The organism is Tomitella fengzijianii (genome assembly GCF_007559025.1).
Classification (GTDB): Bacteria; Actinomycetota; Actinomycetes; order Mycobacteriales; family Mycobacteriaceae; genus Tomitella; species Tomitella fengzijianii.
Genome location: NZ_CP041765.1, coordinates 1,539,788 through 1,554,353 on the forward strand (window position 1 = coordinate 1,539,788; position 14,566 = coordinate 1,554,353).

Sequence of the window (14,566 nt, forward strand, 5' to 3'; positions counted from 1 at the left end):
AACCCGCGTACGCCGCCCCGTGTCCAGGTACGGCGTCACGCACGGCGGGGCGTAGGCTCAGCGCGGGCGGACCGGGCCCGCGGACAGCCCGGCCGGTGCATCGACGAATAGGCGGTGAACGTGCGCAACCCGCTGTACCGGCTCTATGAGCAGCATCTGCGCCGAGGGCTCGAGGGCAGGCCACGGCCGCGGCATGTCGGAGTGGTGTGCGACGGCAATCGCCGGTGGGCCCGCGAGAACGGCTTCGACGACATCAGCCACGGGCACCGCATGGGGGCGCGCAAGATCGCCGAGATGCTCGGCTGGTGCGACCTGGCGGGCATCGACATGGCCACCATCTACCTGCTCTCCACCGAGAACCTCAACCGTGACCCGGCCGAGCTCGAGGTGCTCTTCGAGATCATCACCGACGTGGTGGACGAGCTCTCCGGTCCGGATCGCAACTGGCGGGTGTGCATCGTCGGGGCCCTCGAGCTGCTGCCGGACGACCGCGCCAAGCAGCTGCGGGCGGCGTCGGAGCGCACGGAGGGCCGAACGGGCACGCAGGTGAACATCGCCGTGGGATACGGCGGCCGGCAGGAGATCTGCTATGCCGTGAAGTCGTTGCTGCGCAAGGAGCTCGCGGACGGCGCGAGCGGCGAGCAGCTGGTGGATTCGATCACCCCGGACGCCATCGGCGCCCACCTCTACACCTCCGGCCAGCCGGACCCCGACCTGCTGATCCGCACCTCGGGGGAGCAGCGCCTATCCGGTTTCCTGCTGTGGCAGAGCGCGTATTCGGAGATCTGGTTCACCGAGGTGTACTGGCCGGAGTTCCGCCGCGTCGACTTCCTGCGCGCCCTGCGCGACTATTCCGCGCGCCACCGCCGGTACGGGGTCTGACGACGGCCGCCGGGCGGGCGGTGCGTCCTCACGGGATCAGTACCGCCCGGCCCAGGATCCCGCCGCGTTCCAGGCGCTCGAACACCGCGGGACCCTCGGCGAGCGGGAACGTCTCGACCTCCGCGTGGATGGTGCCCGCCGCGGCGAGCGCCAGCGAGTCGACGAGATCATTGCGGGTCCCGGCGTAGGACTTCTTGATGCTCGCGCCCCATGGCCAGGCGTCACCGATCGCGCCGTCGGCGGCGATGCCGGGGACGCCGCCGCCGAGCCCCACCATCCGGTAGGCGCCGCCCGGCGCCACCGCACGCACCGACAGCTGCGCGGTCGCGTCGACGCCGACGAAGTCGAACACCGCGTCCGCGCCGCGGCCGCCGGTGAGCCGCAGGATCTTCTCCGCCGCGGCGTCGTCGGCCGTGAGCACGACCTCCGCGCCGAGCCGCGCCGCGGCGTCGAGCTTGTCCCGGGCGACGTCGACGGCGATCACGCGCACCGGGCTGACCGCGCGCAGGATCTGCACTGCGATGTGTCCGAGGCCGCCGACGCCGATCACCACCGCGGTGCCGCCCGGGCGCAGGTGCTCGCGGGCGCCGTCGATGGCGTGGTAGCTCGTCAGGGCCGCGTCGGCCAGCGGAGCGGCCTGCGCGGGCTCGATGTCCGTGGGGACGAACGCCGCCGTCGGCACCACCACGTACTCGGCCATACCGCCGTCGTGTCCCATCAGCCCCGGGCACGGCGGCATGGCGAAGCGGCCGGCGGCCAGGCACAGGTTCTGCCGGCCGGCGGTGCACTCGCGGCACGTCCCGCACGACCAACACAGGTACACGACCCCCGCAGTGCCGACCGGTGCGGTGCCGGGCGCCGCGGAACCGGCCTCGGTATCCGTGCCCACGGCGGCGACGGTGCCGGCGATCTCGTGGCCGAGGGTCATCGGCTCCGGTCGTTGCCAATCCGCGTGCAGCACGTGCAGATCCGAGTGGCAGATGCCTGCGGCCGAGACCCGCACCAGCAGTTCGCCCGGGCCGGGGGCCGGCAGCGGGACCTCGCGCAGCTCGAGCGTGCCCGGCGCCGTCACCTGCAATGCGCGCATCGTCGGGCCGGGCGCCGTGGCGTTGTTCGTCATGGGTTCTCCGTTCACAGGGGTGCCGTTCACAGCGACTCGTAGACGGCGTCGAGGTAGGCGTTGGGGCGCGGCGCGCCGATGAGGCCGGGGCCCATCCGGTTCATGACGTAGGCGACGGTGATGCCGCGGTCGGCGTCGGCGGAGACGACCGAACCGCCGAAGCCGGTCCACCAGCACACCCGCCCGGGACGCACGCCGGGCATCGACGGGCTCGGCAGCCCCCAGCCCAGGCCGAAGCGCACGGGGACGCCCAGGACCCTGTCGGGCCCGTCTGCCTGGACCTCGAAGATCCGGTCGAGGGTCTCCGGCGCGAGGAACCGGCGCCCGCGCGTCGTTCCGCCGCAGGCCACGACCGACTGCAGGAGCGCCACCGACCGCGCGTTGCCCTGACCGTTTGCGCCGCCGAGCTCGGCGGCCAGGAAGGCGTCGTCGGTGGTCAGTGCCGGACTGAAAGCGGGGTTCGTCAGGGTGCGCCGCAGGATGCTGTCCGCAGGGAAGGAGGCGTAGTCGAACCCGCTCGGCGGGGGCGCCACCATCGACGCGACGCGTGCGGGGTCGTCGCGGAGCTCGCGGGGCGCGCCGATCCAGTAGTCGGCGCCGAGAGGGCCGGCGACCTCGGCGGCGAGGAACTCGCCGAGCGACCGGCCGGTGATGCGGCGGACCAGCTCTCCGACGAGAGTGCCGAACGACATGGCGTGGTATCCCGACCCGTCGCCCGGCGTCCACCACGGCTCCTGCCTGGCCAGCAGATCGGCGGCGGACGGGCCGTCGTAGAGATCGTCCACCGCCATCGCCCGGTCCCAGCCGGACATGCCGCTGGTATGCCCCAGGACGTGGCGGACCAGCACGGTGTCCGGCCCGGACGGGCCTTTGCCGGCGGCGGCGAACTCCGGCCAGTAATCGGCCACCGGAGCGTCCGGGTCGAGCAGGCCGCGATCGACCAGCAGCAGCGCGCACAGCGCCGTCGCTGTCTTCGTCAGCGAGTAGGTGTTGACGACGGTGTCCCGCGTCCAGGGCCTGCCGGTCGCGGCGTCGGCGGTGCCGCCCCACAGGTCGACGACCACCTCCTCGCCGCGCATCACGCAGAGCGAGGCGCCCAGCTCCACGCCCGTCGCCAGGTTGTGCCCCAGCAGCTCGCGCACGCCCTCGAACCCCCGGGCGCACGTCCCCGCCAGCACCGGGCTCCCGGGCTGCCGGGCGGTCCGCGCGGCGCCGCTCACCGTGCCTCCGCCAGTGCGCCGGCCCGCTGCTCGCCGGACTCGATCTCGGCGTGCAGGTCGCGCGCGTACCGCGCGAAGTCGATCTGGATGGTGTGCCGGGGCGCGTCGTAGTACTGGCCCAGGTGCTTGTGCTCGTCGTGGACGATCAGCTCGTGCATCTTCGCCTCGGACGGCAGCCGGTACATGCCCTTGAGGTGTTTGGCGATGAGCTTGCTCTGCTGTTCGGCCAGGTTGACGATCGTGGGCGACGACTGGGCCAGGCCCGCGTAGTACAGGTCGTCCACGCCCGGCTTCATGATGCGCTTGAACAGCGGATACCGGTGTTCGGAATCCGGCTGCAGGTCCGGCGTGTCGAAGAACGGGAACGTCATCTGATAGCCGGTGGCGCAGACGATGACGTCGGCCTCGATGCGCTGACCATCGGTGAGGACCACCGCATCGCCGTCGAGTCGCTCGATGGCGGTTACGCAGGTGAGGTCGCCCGAGCCGGACTTCTCCAGGAAGTCGATGCTCACGGACGGGTGCGCGGAAAGCGGTTCGTGGTCGGGGGCGGGCAGCCCGTAGTCCTCCATGTTGCCGACGATCTTGCGAATGGCGCGCCGGGAGATTTTGAGCCCCAGCTTTTTCGGCATCCACGGCGGCATCATCATCTTGTCGGCCGGCTTGCCGGCGCGGTACTTCGACAGCACCCACACGCCGCGCCGCGCGGAGACCCACACGTGCTCCGCGACGGTGCGGTTGGACAGCTCGGAGGCCACGTCCAGCCCGGAGTTGCCCATGCCCACCACGATGACGCGCTTGCCGTGCATGTCCACCGGTTCGAACGGGCTGCGGTAGTCGTGGCTGTGGATGATGGTGCCGTCGAAGGTGCCGGGGTAGTCGGGGAACCGGGGGTTCCAGTGGTGGCCGTTGGCGACCACGAGCGAGTCGTAGGTGCGCGTCTCTCCGGTGCTCAGGCGGACGTCCCAGCCGCCGCCGGGGCGGCGCGCGGCATGTTCGACGGCCGTGTTGAACGTGATGGTCTCGCGAAGCCCGAAGTGGTCGACGTAGTCGCGGAAGTACTGGTGCATCAAGGAGTGGTGCGGGAAGTCCGGCCAGTCCGGGTCGGCGGGGAACTCCTCGAACTCCAGCCGGGTGGTGGAGGTGTCGATGTGCAGCGACTGGTAGCAGGCCGACTTGCCGTTGGGGTTGTTGTAGTACCAGTTGCCGCCCACGTCGTCGGACATCTCGAAGCAGTCGTAGGCGATGCCGTAGTCCTTGAGCCGCTTGGCCGTGGTGAACCCGGAGCACCCCGCTCCGATGATGCACACGGTGCGATCCGATGCCGCGTTGCCGGGGAATGCCGGCCGGAAGTCCGTCGTCACTGATCCGTCCTCTCTCGTCGCTCCCGCGGAAGTGCGCGCCGAGCGTCTATGACCCAGTTCACATATACTGCTTCACTGACGCCGTGTCTAGTGACTGGTCGGTTTGTAGAGTCGGCGCACGGGTGCTCGGTGCCGTGCGGGTCGGGATCGTGCGGCGGTGCGCCCCCGGCGTTTGGTGGACTTTTGGCTGGAACTCGGCGGAAAATCGACCAAATGTCCACCCAACGCGGCGCAAGAACAACGACAGGCGAGCGGAGGTGGTGGCGTGCCGGAACAGGCGGGCGCCGTACGACAACACGGGAACGAGGGCGGCAGGCCGCGCACGCTGCGTGAGGAGCAGAAGCTGCGCACCCGCATGGCCCTGCTCGCGGCGGCGCGGGAGCTGTTCGTGGCGCGCGGCTACACCACCGTCACGGTGGACGACATCACCCGCGCGGTCGGGTGCAGCCGTGCCACCTTCTACCTGCACTTCACCAACAAGATGGACGTGCTCGCCAGGATCAGCGCGGAGACCATGCAGGAGCGCGCGGCCGGCGTCTACCGCGAGCTCGACGCGGTGCTCGAGACCGGCTCGCGCGCCGAATTCGTCGGGTGGGTGGTGCGGGCGCTCGACTGGTTCGACCGCAACCGTGAGATCTTGCCCGCCTGGGACGAGGCGCTGGCCGCGGAGCCCGGGTTCCAGGCCATCGGGCGCCGGTCCATCGTGGAACTCACCGCCGCCATGCCGCGCTACCTCGCCCGGTGGCCGGAGGGCAGGCGGGACGAGGCGCGGTTCCGCGTGGAGCTGCTGGTGACCCAGCTCGAGCGGTACTTCACCCGCTCCGCGGTGCAGGGGACCATCGAGTTCACCGGGCACGCCGCCGCGGAGATCCTCGCGGACATCTGGTTTCCCGCACTTCGGGCCCCCGGCTGAGCGTCAGAGCTTGCGCAGGCGCACCCTGTTGATCGAGTGGTCGGCGTCCTTGCGCAGCACCAGCGTGGCGCGTGGGCGGGTCGGCAGGATGTTCTCCACCAGGTTCGGCCGGTTGGTGGTGTGCCAGATCTCCTGGGCGGCGATCGTCGCGTGCTCGTCGGACAGCTGCGAGTAGTGGTGGAAGTGCGCCTCCGGGTCGGCGAAGGCGGTGCCGCGCAGTGCCAGGAAGCGCTTGACGTACCAGTTCTCGATGTTCTCGATGCGCGCGTCCACGTAGATCGAGAAGTCGAACAGGTCGGAGACCATCAGCCGCGGCCCGGTCTGGAGCACGTTGAGGCCCTCGAGGATCAGGATGTCCGGCTGGCGGACCACCTGCTTCTCGCCGGGGACGATGTCGTAGGAGATGTGCGAGTACACGGGCGCCGCAACCTCGCGCGCACCCGACTTGACCTCGGTGACGAACCGCAGCAGCGCCCTGCGGTCGTAGCTTTCGGGAAAGCCCTTGCGGTGCATGATGCCCCGCCGCACCAGCTCCCTTGTGGAGTGCAGGAACCCGTCCGTGGTCACCAGGTCCACGCGCGGATGGGTGTCCCAGCGTGCCAGCAGCGCCTGCAGCACGCGGGCGGTGGTGGACTTGCCGACGGCGACGCTGCCGGCGACGCCGATGATGAACGGCACCTGGCGCTCCGGGTGTTTCTCGCCGAGGAACGTCGCCGTCGCGGCGAACAGTCGCTGGCGCGCCGCCACCTGCAGGTGGATCAGACGCGACAGCGGCAGATAGACCTCCGCGACCTCCTTGAGGTCGATCTGCTCGCCCAGGCCGCGCAGCTTGTAGAGGTCGTCCTCGGTGAGCACCTGGGGCGTCGACATTCGCAGCGCGCGCCAGCTGCGGCGGTCGAACTCGATGTACGGGCTGGGCTCGGTCATCCGCGACACGGGAGCACCCCCAGGGCGCACGCGGCCGCGGCATCCGCGCGCGGTTCCGGCGCGGGCCCGCCACGGTAGGGGGCCCGGGGCGATGGCAGACGGTGGCTAGTCGAGTCGCCGTACATGCGGGTAAGTCAACACCCTTCGGCGGGGCGTGCGCGATCCGGGTCGCGCCCGCGGCGGGTGCGACTAGGCTCCAGCGACTGTGGACACCTTCGACCTGATCCGCCGGTATCAACTGCTGGGCCTGCGCTTCGACCGCATCGAAGAGGGCTTCGTCGACGCCTTCACCGGCGACCCCGCACTGCGGGCGGCGGTGGACGACGAGCCGGCGCCGCACCCCGCCGAACTGGCGCGTACCGCGGCGGCGTTGCGCGCCGAGGTGCTCGCGGCCACCGACCTGGCGGAGCGCCGCCGCGACTTCATCGCCGCGCACCTGCGGGCGCTCGAATGCTCGGCGCGCAAGTTCGCGGGCGAGGAGATCGGGTTCGTCGACGAGGTCGAGGCGTACTTCGACGTTCGGATCGGGCTGGGCGACCAGGACCGCTACCGGGAGGCGCACCGCACGCTCGACGAGGTGCTCGACGGGCACGGCAGCGTCGAACAGCGTTTGCAGGCGTTCCGCGCGGCCGACGAGATCCCGCCGGAGCGCCTGGACGAGTGCGTCCAGGCGTTCTCGTCCGCGCTGCGCGACAGGGTGCGCAAGGTGTATCCGCTGCCGGAGCAGGAGACCGTCGACTACCGGATCGTCACCGACAAGCCCTGGTCCGGGTTCAACTACTACCTGGGTGAATTCAAGTCCACAGTCGCCATCAACGCGGACCTCAAGCAGCGCATGGCCAACCTGCCGCATCTCATCGCCCACGAGGCCTACCCGGGCCACCACACCGAGCACTGCCGCAAGGAGGGCGGACTGGTGGCGGCGGGCGAGGACGAGCAGACGCTGTTCCTGGTCAACACCCCCCAATGCCTCATGGCGGAGGGGCTCGCAGACCTGGCCTTGGAGGCGATCGTCGGTCCCGGCTGGGGTGCGTGGGCCCGTGAGATCTTCGCTGACCTGGGGCTGCGCTTCGCCGGTGAACAGGCCGAGAGGATCGCCGACGCCTCCGCGCAGCTGATCGGGGTGCGCCAGGACGCGGCGCTGATGCTGCACGACCGCGGCCGCTCCGAGGACGATGTGGCGGCGTTCCTGCAGCGGTGGACCCTGGTGACCCCCGACCGGGCGCGACAGCAGTTGCGATTCCTCACCTCGCCGCTGTGGCGCGCCTACATCAGCACCTATGTGGAGGGCTACCGACTGCTGGGCGAGTGGCTGGCGGACCGCCCCGAGGGGGTCGGCGGGGCTGAGCGGTTCGGCCGCCTGCTGGACGAGCCGTTGCTGCCCTCGCACCTGCGCGCCGAGCTCGCCGCCGTGTGACGAGGGCAACCTCGTAGAATGATCGTCGACCCATGCCGCATGACCCACATCAGGGAGCACATTCGATGACGACTGCTGCGTCCAGCTCAGCTTCGCCCGCCACCGCCTCGAGCATGACAGCCCCGCTCGCCGAGCTCGATCCCGAGGTGGCGCAGGCGATGGGCGGTGAGCTGGCCCGCCAGCGCGACACGCTCGAGATGATCGCGTCGGAGAACTTCGTGCCCCGCGCGGTGCTGCAGGCGCAGGGCTCCGTGCTCACCAACAAGTACGCGGAGGGCTACCCGGGGCGCCGGTACTACGGCGGCTGCGAGAACGTCGACATCGTCGAGAACCTCGCGCGCGAGCGGGCAAAGGAGCTGTTCGGCGCCGAGTTCGCGAACGTGCAGCCGCACGCCGGCGCGCAGGCCAACGCGGCCGTGCTCATGGCGCTGATGAACCCGGGCGAGAAGCTGCTGGGCATGAACCTGGCCCACGGCGGCCACCTCACCCACGGGATGAAGCTCAACTTCTCCGGCAAGCTCTACCAGGTCGCCGCCTACGGGGTGGACGAGGCGACGCACCGGGTGGACATGGACCAGGTGCGCAAGGTGGCCCTGGAGGAGCGTCCGCAGGTCATCGTGGCCGGCTGGTCCGCGTACCCGCGCCAGCTCGATTTCGCCGCGTTCCGCGAGATCGCGAACGAGGTGGGTGCCAAGCTGTGGGTGGACATGGCGCACTTCGCGGGCCTCGTCGCCACGGGGCTGCACCCGTCGCCGGTGCCGCACGCCGACGTCGTCTCCAGCACAGTGCACAAGACGCTCGGCGGTCCGCGGTCCGGCCTGATCGTGGCCAAGAAGGAGTGGGCGAAGAAGCTCAACTCGGCCGTGTTCCCCGGCCAGCAGGGCGGGCCGCTGATGCACGCGATCGCCGCCAAGGCCGTGGCGCTGAAAATCGCCGCCACCGAGGAGTTCGCCGAGCGTCAGCAGCGGGTGCTCGCCGGCTCGAAGATCCTGGCCGAGCGCCTGGGCGCCGCCGACGTGGCCGGCAACGGCATCTCGGTGCTCACCGGCGGCACCGACGTGCACCTGGTCCTGGTGGACCTGCGCAACTCCGAGCTCGACGGGCAGCAGGGCGAGGACCTGCTGCACGAGGTCGGCATCACCGTCAACCGCAATGCCGTGCCGTTCGACCCGCGCCCGCCGATGAACCCCTCGGGCCTGCGCATCGGCACGCCCGCGCTCGCCTCGCGCGGTTTCGACGAGGCCGCCTTCACCGAGGTCGCCGACATCATCGGCACGGCCCTCGCCGCCGGTAAGGGCGCCGACGTGGCGGCCCTGCGCGCCCGGGTGAGCAAGCTGGCCCAGGACTACCCGCTCTACGAGGGGCTCGAGGACTGGACGATCGTGTAACCGAAGCGGCGGCCGCATGGAGTCGGCAACCGCGTTCGAACCCGCGGCCCGCACCCGTTTCCAGGGTGCGGGCCGCGGTGCGTCGCAGGGGTGTTGTGGGGGTGGCGGGCCGCCGCCCCTCAGAGCCCGGCCATCTGCGCCAGGTGCGCCAGGTGCCGCTCGAAGAGTGCCCCGGGGTCCGTGAACGTGTCGGAGCCGTACTGGTCGAACACCTCGAAGCTGACGGCCCCGAACAGCGCCGCCCACGTGAGTACTCCTCGCGCGAGTGCGTCGTCGGTGAGCGTGAGGCCGAACTCGTCCCGGATCCGGGCGAAGTCGGCGGCGAGGGCGCCCGCGCGTGCAGAGCCGGAATCCGCCGGCGCCGCGATGGGAGTCGATCCGCCCGCGCCCGTGGAGTGGGCCCGTTCGAGGATCGTCGTGAGCGCGACGATCACGCGGGTGCCGGGCGCGGTGGTCTGTTCGCCGGGCGCCTCGTAGCCGGGGACGGGCGTGCCGTACAGCAGCGCATAGCGGGCGGGTTCGCGCAGCGCCCACTCCCGCACTGCGCGTCCGAGCTGCCGGAACTGCGCGAGCGGCTCCGCGGCCCCGTCCACTGCGGCATCCACCGCGTCGCCGAGCTCGTCGTAGGCGTCGACCACCAGCAGCGTCAGCAGCTCGTCGCGGTTGCGCACGTAGCGGTACACCGCCGAGGAGACGACGCCCAGGTCGCGTGCCACCGCGCGCAGCGACAGCGCCGTCGGGCCGGTGGCGACGAGGTGTTCTCGCCCGATCCGGACGATGTCGCGCATCGTCTGCTCGCGCGCCCGGGTGCGTGGTGTCGACGTCATGCGCCCAGGATCCCCGATTTCAAGAGCACCGTCAACTGAAGAGAGCAGTGCTCTTGACGCGTATCCGATTCGGGTGCATCCTGAATGAGAGAGCAGTGCTCTCGAATGTGGCGGGGCCGGATCCGCCGGGCCGCCACCCGTCAGGAGAGGAATCGTCATGACCGAAACGCATGCCGTCGTCACCGGCGCCGGTCCCGTCGGCACGAACATCGCGCTGCAGCTGGCCGAACAGGGTAGGCCGGTCCGCCTGCTGACTCGTTCCGGAAGCGGCCCCGAGCACCCGTTGATCGAGCGGCTCCGCGCAGACGTCTCCAAGCCCGGGGAGCTGGCCCGGCATCTGGAGGGCGCCGACGCGCTCTTCCACTGCATCCACGGCAGCGCCTACAGCGCCAAGGCGTGGGCGCGCGAGCTCCCGCAGGCAGACCAGGTCGCCATGGACGCCGCGGCCACGGCATCGGTGCCCGTCGTGTTCCCGGAGAGCCTGTACTCCTACGACCTGTCGGCGATGCCGATGACCGAGGAGAACCGGCGCGACGCGGTGCGCGGGAAGGGCGGGGTCCGCGCCCGGCTGCTGCGCGCCCGGGCGGAGCACGAGGCCGCGACCGTCAGCGTCGTCGCCTCCGACTTCTACGGGCCGCATGTGCGCATGGCCCACGCCGGCGATCGGATGGTCCCGCTGGTGCTGGAGGGCAAGAAGATCACGGTGATGGGGTCGGCCGACGTGCCGCACTCGTTCACCTACGTACCCGACCTGGCGGCGGCGATGATCGCGGCCGCCGGCGAGCGCTCCGCCTGGAACCGGGTGCTGCACGCGCCGACCGCCCCGGCCGTGACCCAGCGCCGGATGGTCGAGGAATTCGCCGCGGCCGCCGGGGTGCCGGCCCCCAAGGTCGCGGTGCTGCCCGCCTGGGCGCTGCAGGCGGTCGGCGTCGTGATGCCGTCCGTGCGCGAGCTGGCGGAGACGATGCCGCAGCTGACCGCGGAGTTCGTCGTCGACTCGGCGGCCACAGAACGGCTGCTGGGGCTCGCCCCGACGCCGCTCGCCGACGGGGCTGCGGAGACGGTGCGGTGGTGGCGTGCAGCGGAGCGGCTCGCGGCGTGAGCGTTCGCGCGGGCCGGCGCCGGGACGTGCCGGGGAGTCCTGGCGCACGCTCAAGGTGCGGGAGCCCGGTCACTCAAGCAGCGCGCGGATGTCCTCTGCGTCGAGGGCCTTCGCCATCCCGGCGCCCTCGTCGAGCACGCCGGATACCAGTGCTGCCTTGCGCTCCTTGAGCGCCATCACCTTCTCTTCGATGGTGTCGCTGGAGATCAGCCGGTAGACCATGACGTTGCGGGTCTGGCCGATCCGGTGCGCCCGGTCCACCGCCTGCTGTTCGGTGGCCGGGTTCCACCACGGGTCGAGGATGAAGCAGTAGTCGGCCTCGGTGAGGTTGAGGCCGAAGCCGCCGGCCTTGAGGCTGATGAGGAACACCGGCGTGGAGCCCGAGGTGAACTGTTCGATCACGGCGCCGCGGTTGCGGGTCCTGCCGTCGAGATAGACGGACTCGATGCCGGCGGCGTCGAGCCGCTCGCGCACCCGGCCGAGGAACGAGGTGAACTGGCTGAACACCAGGGCCTTGTGCCCGCCGGCCACCAGTTCTTCGAGGTGCTCCAGGAGCAGGTCGATCTTGGCGGACGGCGCGGTGGACTCCGGCTCCACCAGGGCCGCGTCGAGGCTGAGCCGGCGCAGCATGGTCAGCGAGCGGAATATCTCGAACCGGTTCTTGCCCACGTCGCCGAGCAGTCCCAGCACCTTCTGCTGCTCGCGCTTGAGGTGCGTGTCGTAGAGTCGCCGGTGCTTGGGCGACAGGGGAACCTGCAGCACCTGTTCCTGCTTCTCCGGCAGGTCCCGGACCACCTGGTCCTTGGTGCGGCGGAGCATGAGCGGTCGGACGCGGCGGCGCAGGCGGGCCAGCAGCTCCGCGTCGCCGCCGCGCTCGATCGGGTTGCGGTAGACCTCGGTGAACCGGGTGGGGCTGGGGAACAGTCCCGGCGCGCTGATCGACAGCAGCGACCACAGTTCCATGAGGTTGTTCTCCATCGGCGTGCCCGTGACGGCGATCTTGACGGGGGCGCCGAGCCGCCGCGCGCAGTGGTAGAGCTTGGACTGGTGGTTCTTCGCGAACTGGGCCTCGTCCATGAGCACGATCGACCAGTCGAGGGTGTCGTACTCGTCGAAGTCGAGCCGGAACAGCGTGTGCGAGGTGACGACGACGTCGGCCCCCGCGACGGCGTCGGCCAGTGACGTGCCGCGCTTGCGGCTGGTCCGGTCCACTACGGCGACGGACAGGTGCGGGGTGAACCGCGCGGCCTCGGCCGCCCAGCCCGGCACGACGCTCGACGGCGCGAGGATGAGGGCGGGCGGCGAGTCCGGCTCGGCCTCGCGGGCATGGCAGAGCAGCGCCAGCGACTGGACGGTCTTGCCCAGGCCCATGTCGTCGGCGAGGATTCCGCCCAGCCGATTGCGCCACAGGAACTCCAGCCAGCGGTAGCCGTCGAGCTGGTACGGGCGCAGGTCGGCCAGCAGCGCCGGCGGGGCCTCCGCCTGCACGTCGTCCAGGTCCAGGAGCCCCTGCACCTGGCGCTTCCACGCGTCGGCCTGCCGTTCCACCACGCCCAGCGCGGCGAGGTCCTCCCACAGTCCCGCCTGGAACCGGCTGATGGTGAGCGTGTCGGACGGCCTCTCCTGCAGCGAGCGGGCCTCGGTGATGAGCTCCTTGAGGCTCTGCAACTCCGGCTTGTCCAGGGTGATGTACCGGCCGTCGTCGAGCATGAGGTGGGAGTCGCCCCGCGCGAGCGCGGAGATCAGGGTGGCCAGTGGCACCTCCGACCCTTCGACGGTCACCCGCACCGTGAGGTCGAACCAGTCGGTGCGATCCTCGTCGGACTGGTCGGCGGAGACACCGATGGACAGCGCGTCGTTGACTTCGCGGTAGTCGATCACTTCGCCCTCGAAGACCACCGTGACGTCGTCGCCGGCGTCGAGCAGGGGAAGCAGCTCGGTCATGGCGCGCAGCGTGTCGGTGCCGCGCAGCGTCGCCCGCGGATGCAGTGATTCCGTGGGGCCGTCCCGCAGCCCGTACCGCTCGAACGGGATGCCCCGCATGCGGACCAGCGTGGCCAGCTCGGCGTCGGCGTCGCGGAATCCCCGGCCGTCGAGGTCGGAGATGCTCACGCGCTGTTCGCGCGGGCCGACGCGGTAGCACCACATCCACGACAGGTGCAGGACATGCGCGTCCTCCATCCGCGCATGCAACTCGAGCGCGGGCGGTTCGACGGGGTCGACGGTGAAGCTGTCGTCGGTGGAGACCACCGGTGCCAGGCGCTCGAGCCGCGGCGCGAACTCGGCGGCGAATCGCGCGGCGTCCTCGGCGGGCACCACCAGGCCGCCCGAGTCCGCCGCGAGCGACTGCAACCCGCCAGGCATCGGCGCGTCCAGCCGCACCAGCCGGGCGACCCCGCGCGTCGTGCCCTCATCGAGCCGGTACGCCCGGGACAGCGGGGTGTCGGCCGGGACGGACGCGGGGGTGAACATGTACAGCCCGTGCGCGGGGCTGCCGATGTGGCCGAACCCGTCGAGCGGCACGATGTCCTCGTCGATCGACAGCACGGGCGCCACGTGCTGCGTTCCGTCGTCGTCCGTGGTGACGTCGAGGACGATACGGCCCGCCTCGGGGCGCGCGAACTGCATCGTGCGGGCGCCGTCGTGGATGATCCGGACGCCGCTGTCGACGATCGCGTCCAGCGTCGACCACAGCGCGGGCGAATCGATCTCCGCGAGAGGAAGGTCCTTCTCGCCGGCGGGCCTGCCGAAGCGGGATGCGGCCGCATACAGCTGGTGAAGCCGTGTCAGCGCCTGCACCTGGCCGAGCGCGAACGACGCATCCTGATACGCGAAGTTGTGCCAGCTGAGCGAGCCGTTGATCCAGCCGCCCTTCTTTCCCGGGCGCACCAGCCGGGCGTAGAGCCCGGGGGTCATCGTGCCGTACCCGTTCTGCGCCCCGCTCTTGATCAGCAGCCCCAGTGGGACGGTGGCAGAGGCGGGCACTGCGTCCAGGAGGGCGTCGAGGACATGATCCCAGCGGGGCTGTGCGGACGTCGAGGAGGCGCCGCTCTGCGTGAGAAGGTAGGAGGTCGCCTGCACGGCGAGGGCCACCGTGTGCTTGCAGTCGAACCCGACCGGGCAGGAGCAATCCCCGCCCTCATAGCAGACGCCGGTCGCGTCGAGCGCGATGTAGGTGTTCGTGGAGTACACCCGGCCGCCGCTGCCGCGCACCGTGCCGATGAGGATCTGGTCCTCGGGGGACCACTCCAGCTCGGCGACGTTGCCGCCCTTGGCGTAGCGCCGCCCACGACCGAACACCGGCGCGCCGACCATGTCGATGATGGAGTCCTCGAACTCGGCGATCCGGTGGTCGATCTGCATGGGCCACACGGTACCGGCGGTGGGTGACAAGACCGGTCGGTGC

11 protein-coding genes are annotated in these 14,566 nt (G+C 70.9%); 5 read left to right on the forward strand and 6 right to left on the reverse strand.

What is annotated here, in order from left to right:
- The first annotated feature begins 114 nt into the window (after positions 1 to 114).
- Positions 115 to 882, forward strand: coding sequence for an isoprenyl transferase (locus FO059_RS07040; protein WP_143907524.1), 768 nt, complete (start codon positions 115 to 117; stop codon positions 880 to 882).
- Positions 883 to 910: 28 nt separating this feature from the next.
- Here FO059_RS07040 and FO059_RS07045 read toward each other — a convergent pair whose 3' ends face one another.
- From FO059_RS07045 to FO059_RS07055, 3 genes are read right to left on the reverse strand one after another with little or no spacing between them, the layout of a single operon-like run.
- A complete protein-coding gene (locus FO059_RS07045) occupies positions 911 to 1,969 on the reverse strand; it encodes an NAD(P)-dependent alcohol dehydrogenase (RefSeq protein WP_143910525.1) in 1,059 nt (352 codons plus the stop codon).
- Between the two features lie 59 nt (positions 1,970 to 2,028).
- Positions 2,029 to 3,222, reverse strand: coding sequence for a serine hydrolase domain-containing protein (locus FO059_RS07050; RefSeq protein ID WP_372497934.1), 1,194 nt, complete (start codon positions 3,220 to 3,222; stop codon positions 2,029 to 2,031).
- Positions 3,219 to 4,586 carry a flavin-containing monooxygenase gene (locus FO059_RS07055; RefSeq protein ID WP_199257030.1) on the reverse strand — a complete coding sequence of 456 codons (1,368 nt, stop codon included), beginning with the start codon at positions 4,584 to 4,586 and terminating at the stop codon, positions 3,219 to 3,221. Before FO059_RS07055 ends, FO059_RS07050 begins: the two co-directional genes overlap by 4 nt.
- Before the next feature lie 265 nt (positions 4,587 to 4,851).
- On the opposite strand from FO059_RS07055, the gene FO059_RS07060 reads away from it, so the two are divergent.
- Positions 4,852 to 5,499, forward strand: a complete 648-nt coding sequence (locus FO059_RS07060; protein ID WP_233266802.1) for a TetR/AcrR family transcriptional regulator — start codon at positions 4,852 to 4,854, stop codon at positions 5,497 to 5,499.
- 3 nt (positions 5,500 to 5,502) lie between these two features.
- On the opposite strand, the gene coaA is transcribed toward FO059_RS07060, so the two are convergent.
- Complete coding sequence (gene coaA / locus FO059_RS07065; protein ID WP_143907527.1) at positions 5,503 to 6,435, reverse strand: type I pantothenate kinase; 933 nt, start codon at positions 6,433 to 6,435, stop codon at positions 5,503 to 5,505.
- Between the two features lie 196 nt (positions 6,436 to 6,631).
- Between coaA and FO059_RS07070 the strand changes: the two genes are divergently transcribed.
- Complete coding sequence (locus FO059_RS07070; RefSeq protein ID WP_143907529.1) at positions 6,632 to 7,843, forward strand: DUF885 domain-containing protein; 1,212 nt, start codon at positions 6,632 to 6,634, stop codon at positions 7,841 to 7,843.
- Positions 7,844 to 7,908: 65 nt separating this feature from the next.
- Positions 7,909 to 9,231, forward strand: a complete 1,323-nt coding sequence (gene glyA / locus FO059_RS07075; protein ID WP_143907531.1) for a serine hydroxymethyltransferase — start codon at positions 7,909 to 7,911, stop codon at positions 9,229 to 9,231.
- Between the two features lie 119 nt (positions 9,232 to 9,350).
- Here the strand turns inward: glyA and FO059_RS07080 are convergent, their stop codons facing one another.
- Positions 9,351 to 10,058, reverse strand: coding sequence for a TetR/AcrR family transcriptional regulator (locus tag FO059_RS07080; protein WP_143907533.1), 708 nt, complete (start codon positions 10,056 to 10,058; stop codon positions 9,351 to 9,353).
- 157 nt (positions 10,059 to 10,215) lie between these two features.
- On the opposite strand from FO059_RS07080, the gene FO059_RS07085 reads away from it, so the two are divergent.
- The gene (locus tag FO059_RS07085; RefSeq protein WP_143907535.1) at positions 10,216 to 11,160 is read left to right on the forward strand and encodes an NAD-dependent epimerase/dehydratase family protein; all 945 of its coding nucleotides are present in this window, start codon (positions 10,216 to 10,218) and stop codon (positions 11,158 to 11,160) included.
- Between the two features lie 69 nt (positions 11,161 to 11,229).
- Here the strand turns inward: FO059_RS07085 and FO059_RS07090 are convergent, their stop codons facing one another.
- The gene (locus FO059_RS07090; protein ID WP_143907537.1) at positions 11,230 to 14,523 is read right to left on the reverse strand and encodes a DEAD/DEAH box helicase; all 3,294 of its coding nucleotides are present in this window, start codon (positions 14,521 to 14,523) and stop codon (positions 11,230 to 11,232) included.
- Between the last annotated feature and the right edge of the window lie 43 nt (positions 14,524 to 14,566).

Bases quoted from the DNA above. Each gene is read 5' to 3' on its own strand.
- glyA (WP_143907531.1), top strand. From the start codon at position 7,909: ATGACGACTGCTGCGTCCAGCTCAGCTTCGCCCGCCACCGCCTCGAGC.
- FO059_RS07090 (WP_143907537.1), bottom strand. From the start codon at position 14,523: ATGCAGATCGACCACCGGATCGCCGAGTTCGAGGACTCCATCATCGAC.
- FO059_RS07085 (WP_143907535.1), top strand. From the start codon at position 10,216: ATGACCGAAACGCATGCCGTCGTCACCGGCGCCGGTCCCGTCGGCACG.
- FO059_RS07080 (WP_143907533.1), bottom strand. From the start codon at position 10,058: ATGACGTCGACACCACGCACCCGGGCGCGCGAGCAGACGATGCGCGAC.
- FO059_RS07045 (WP_143910525.1), bottom strand. From the start codon at position 1,969: ATGCGCGCATTGCAGGTGACGGCGCCGGGCACGCTCGAGCTGCGCGAG.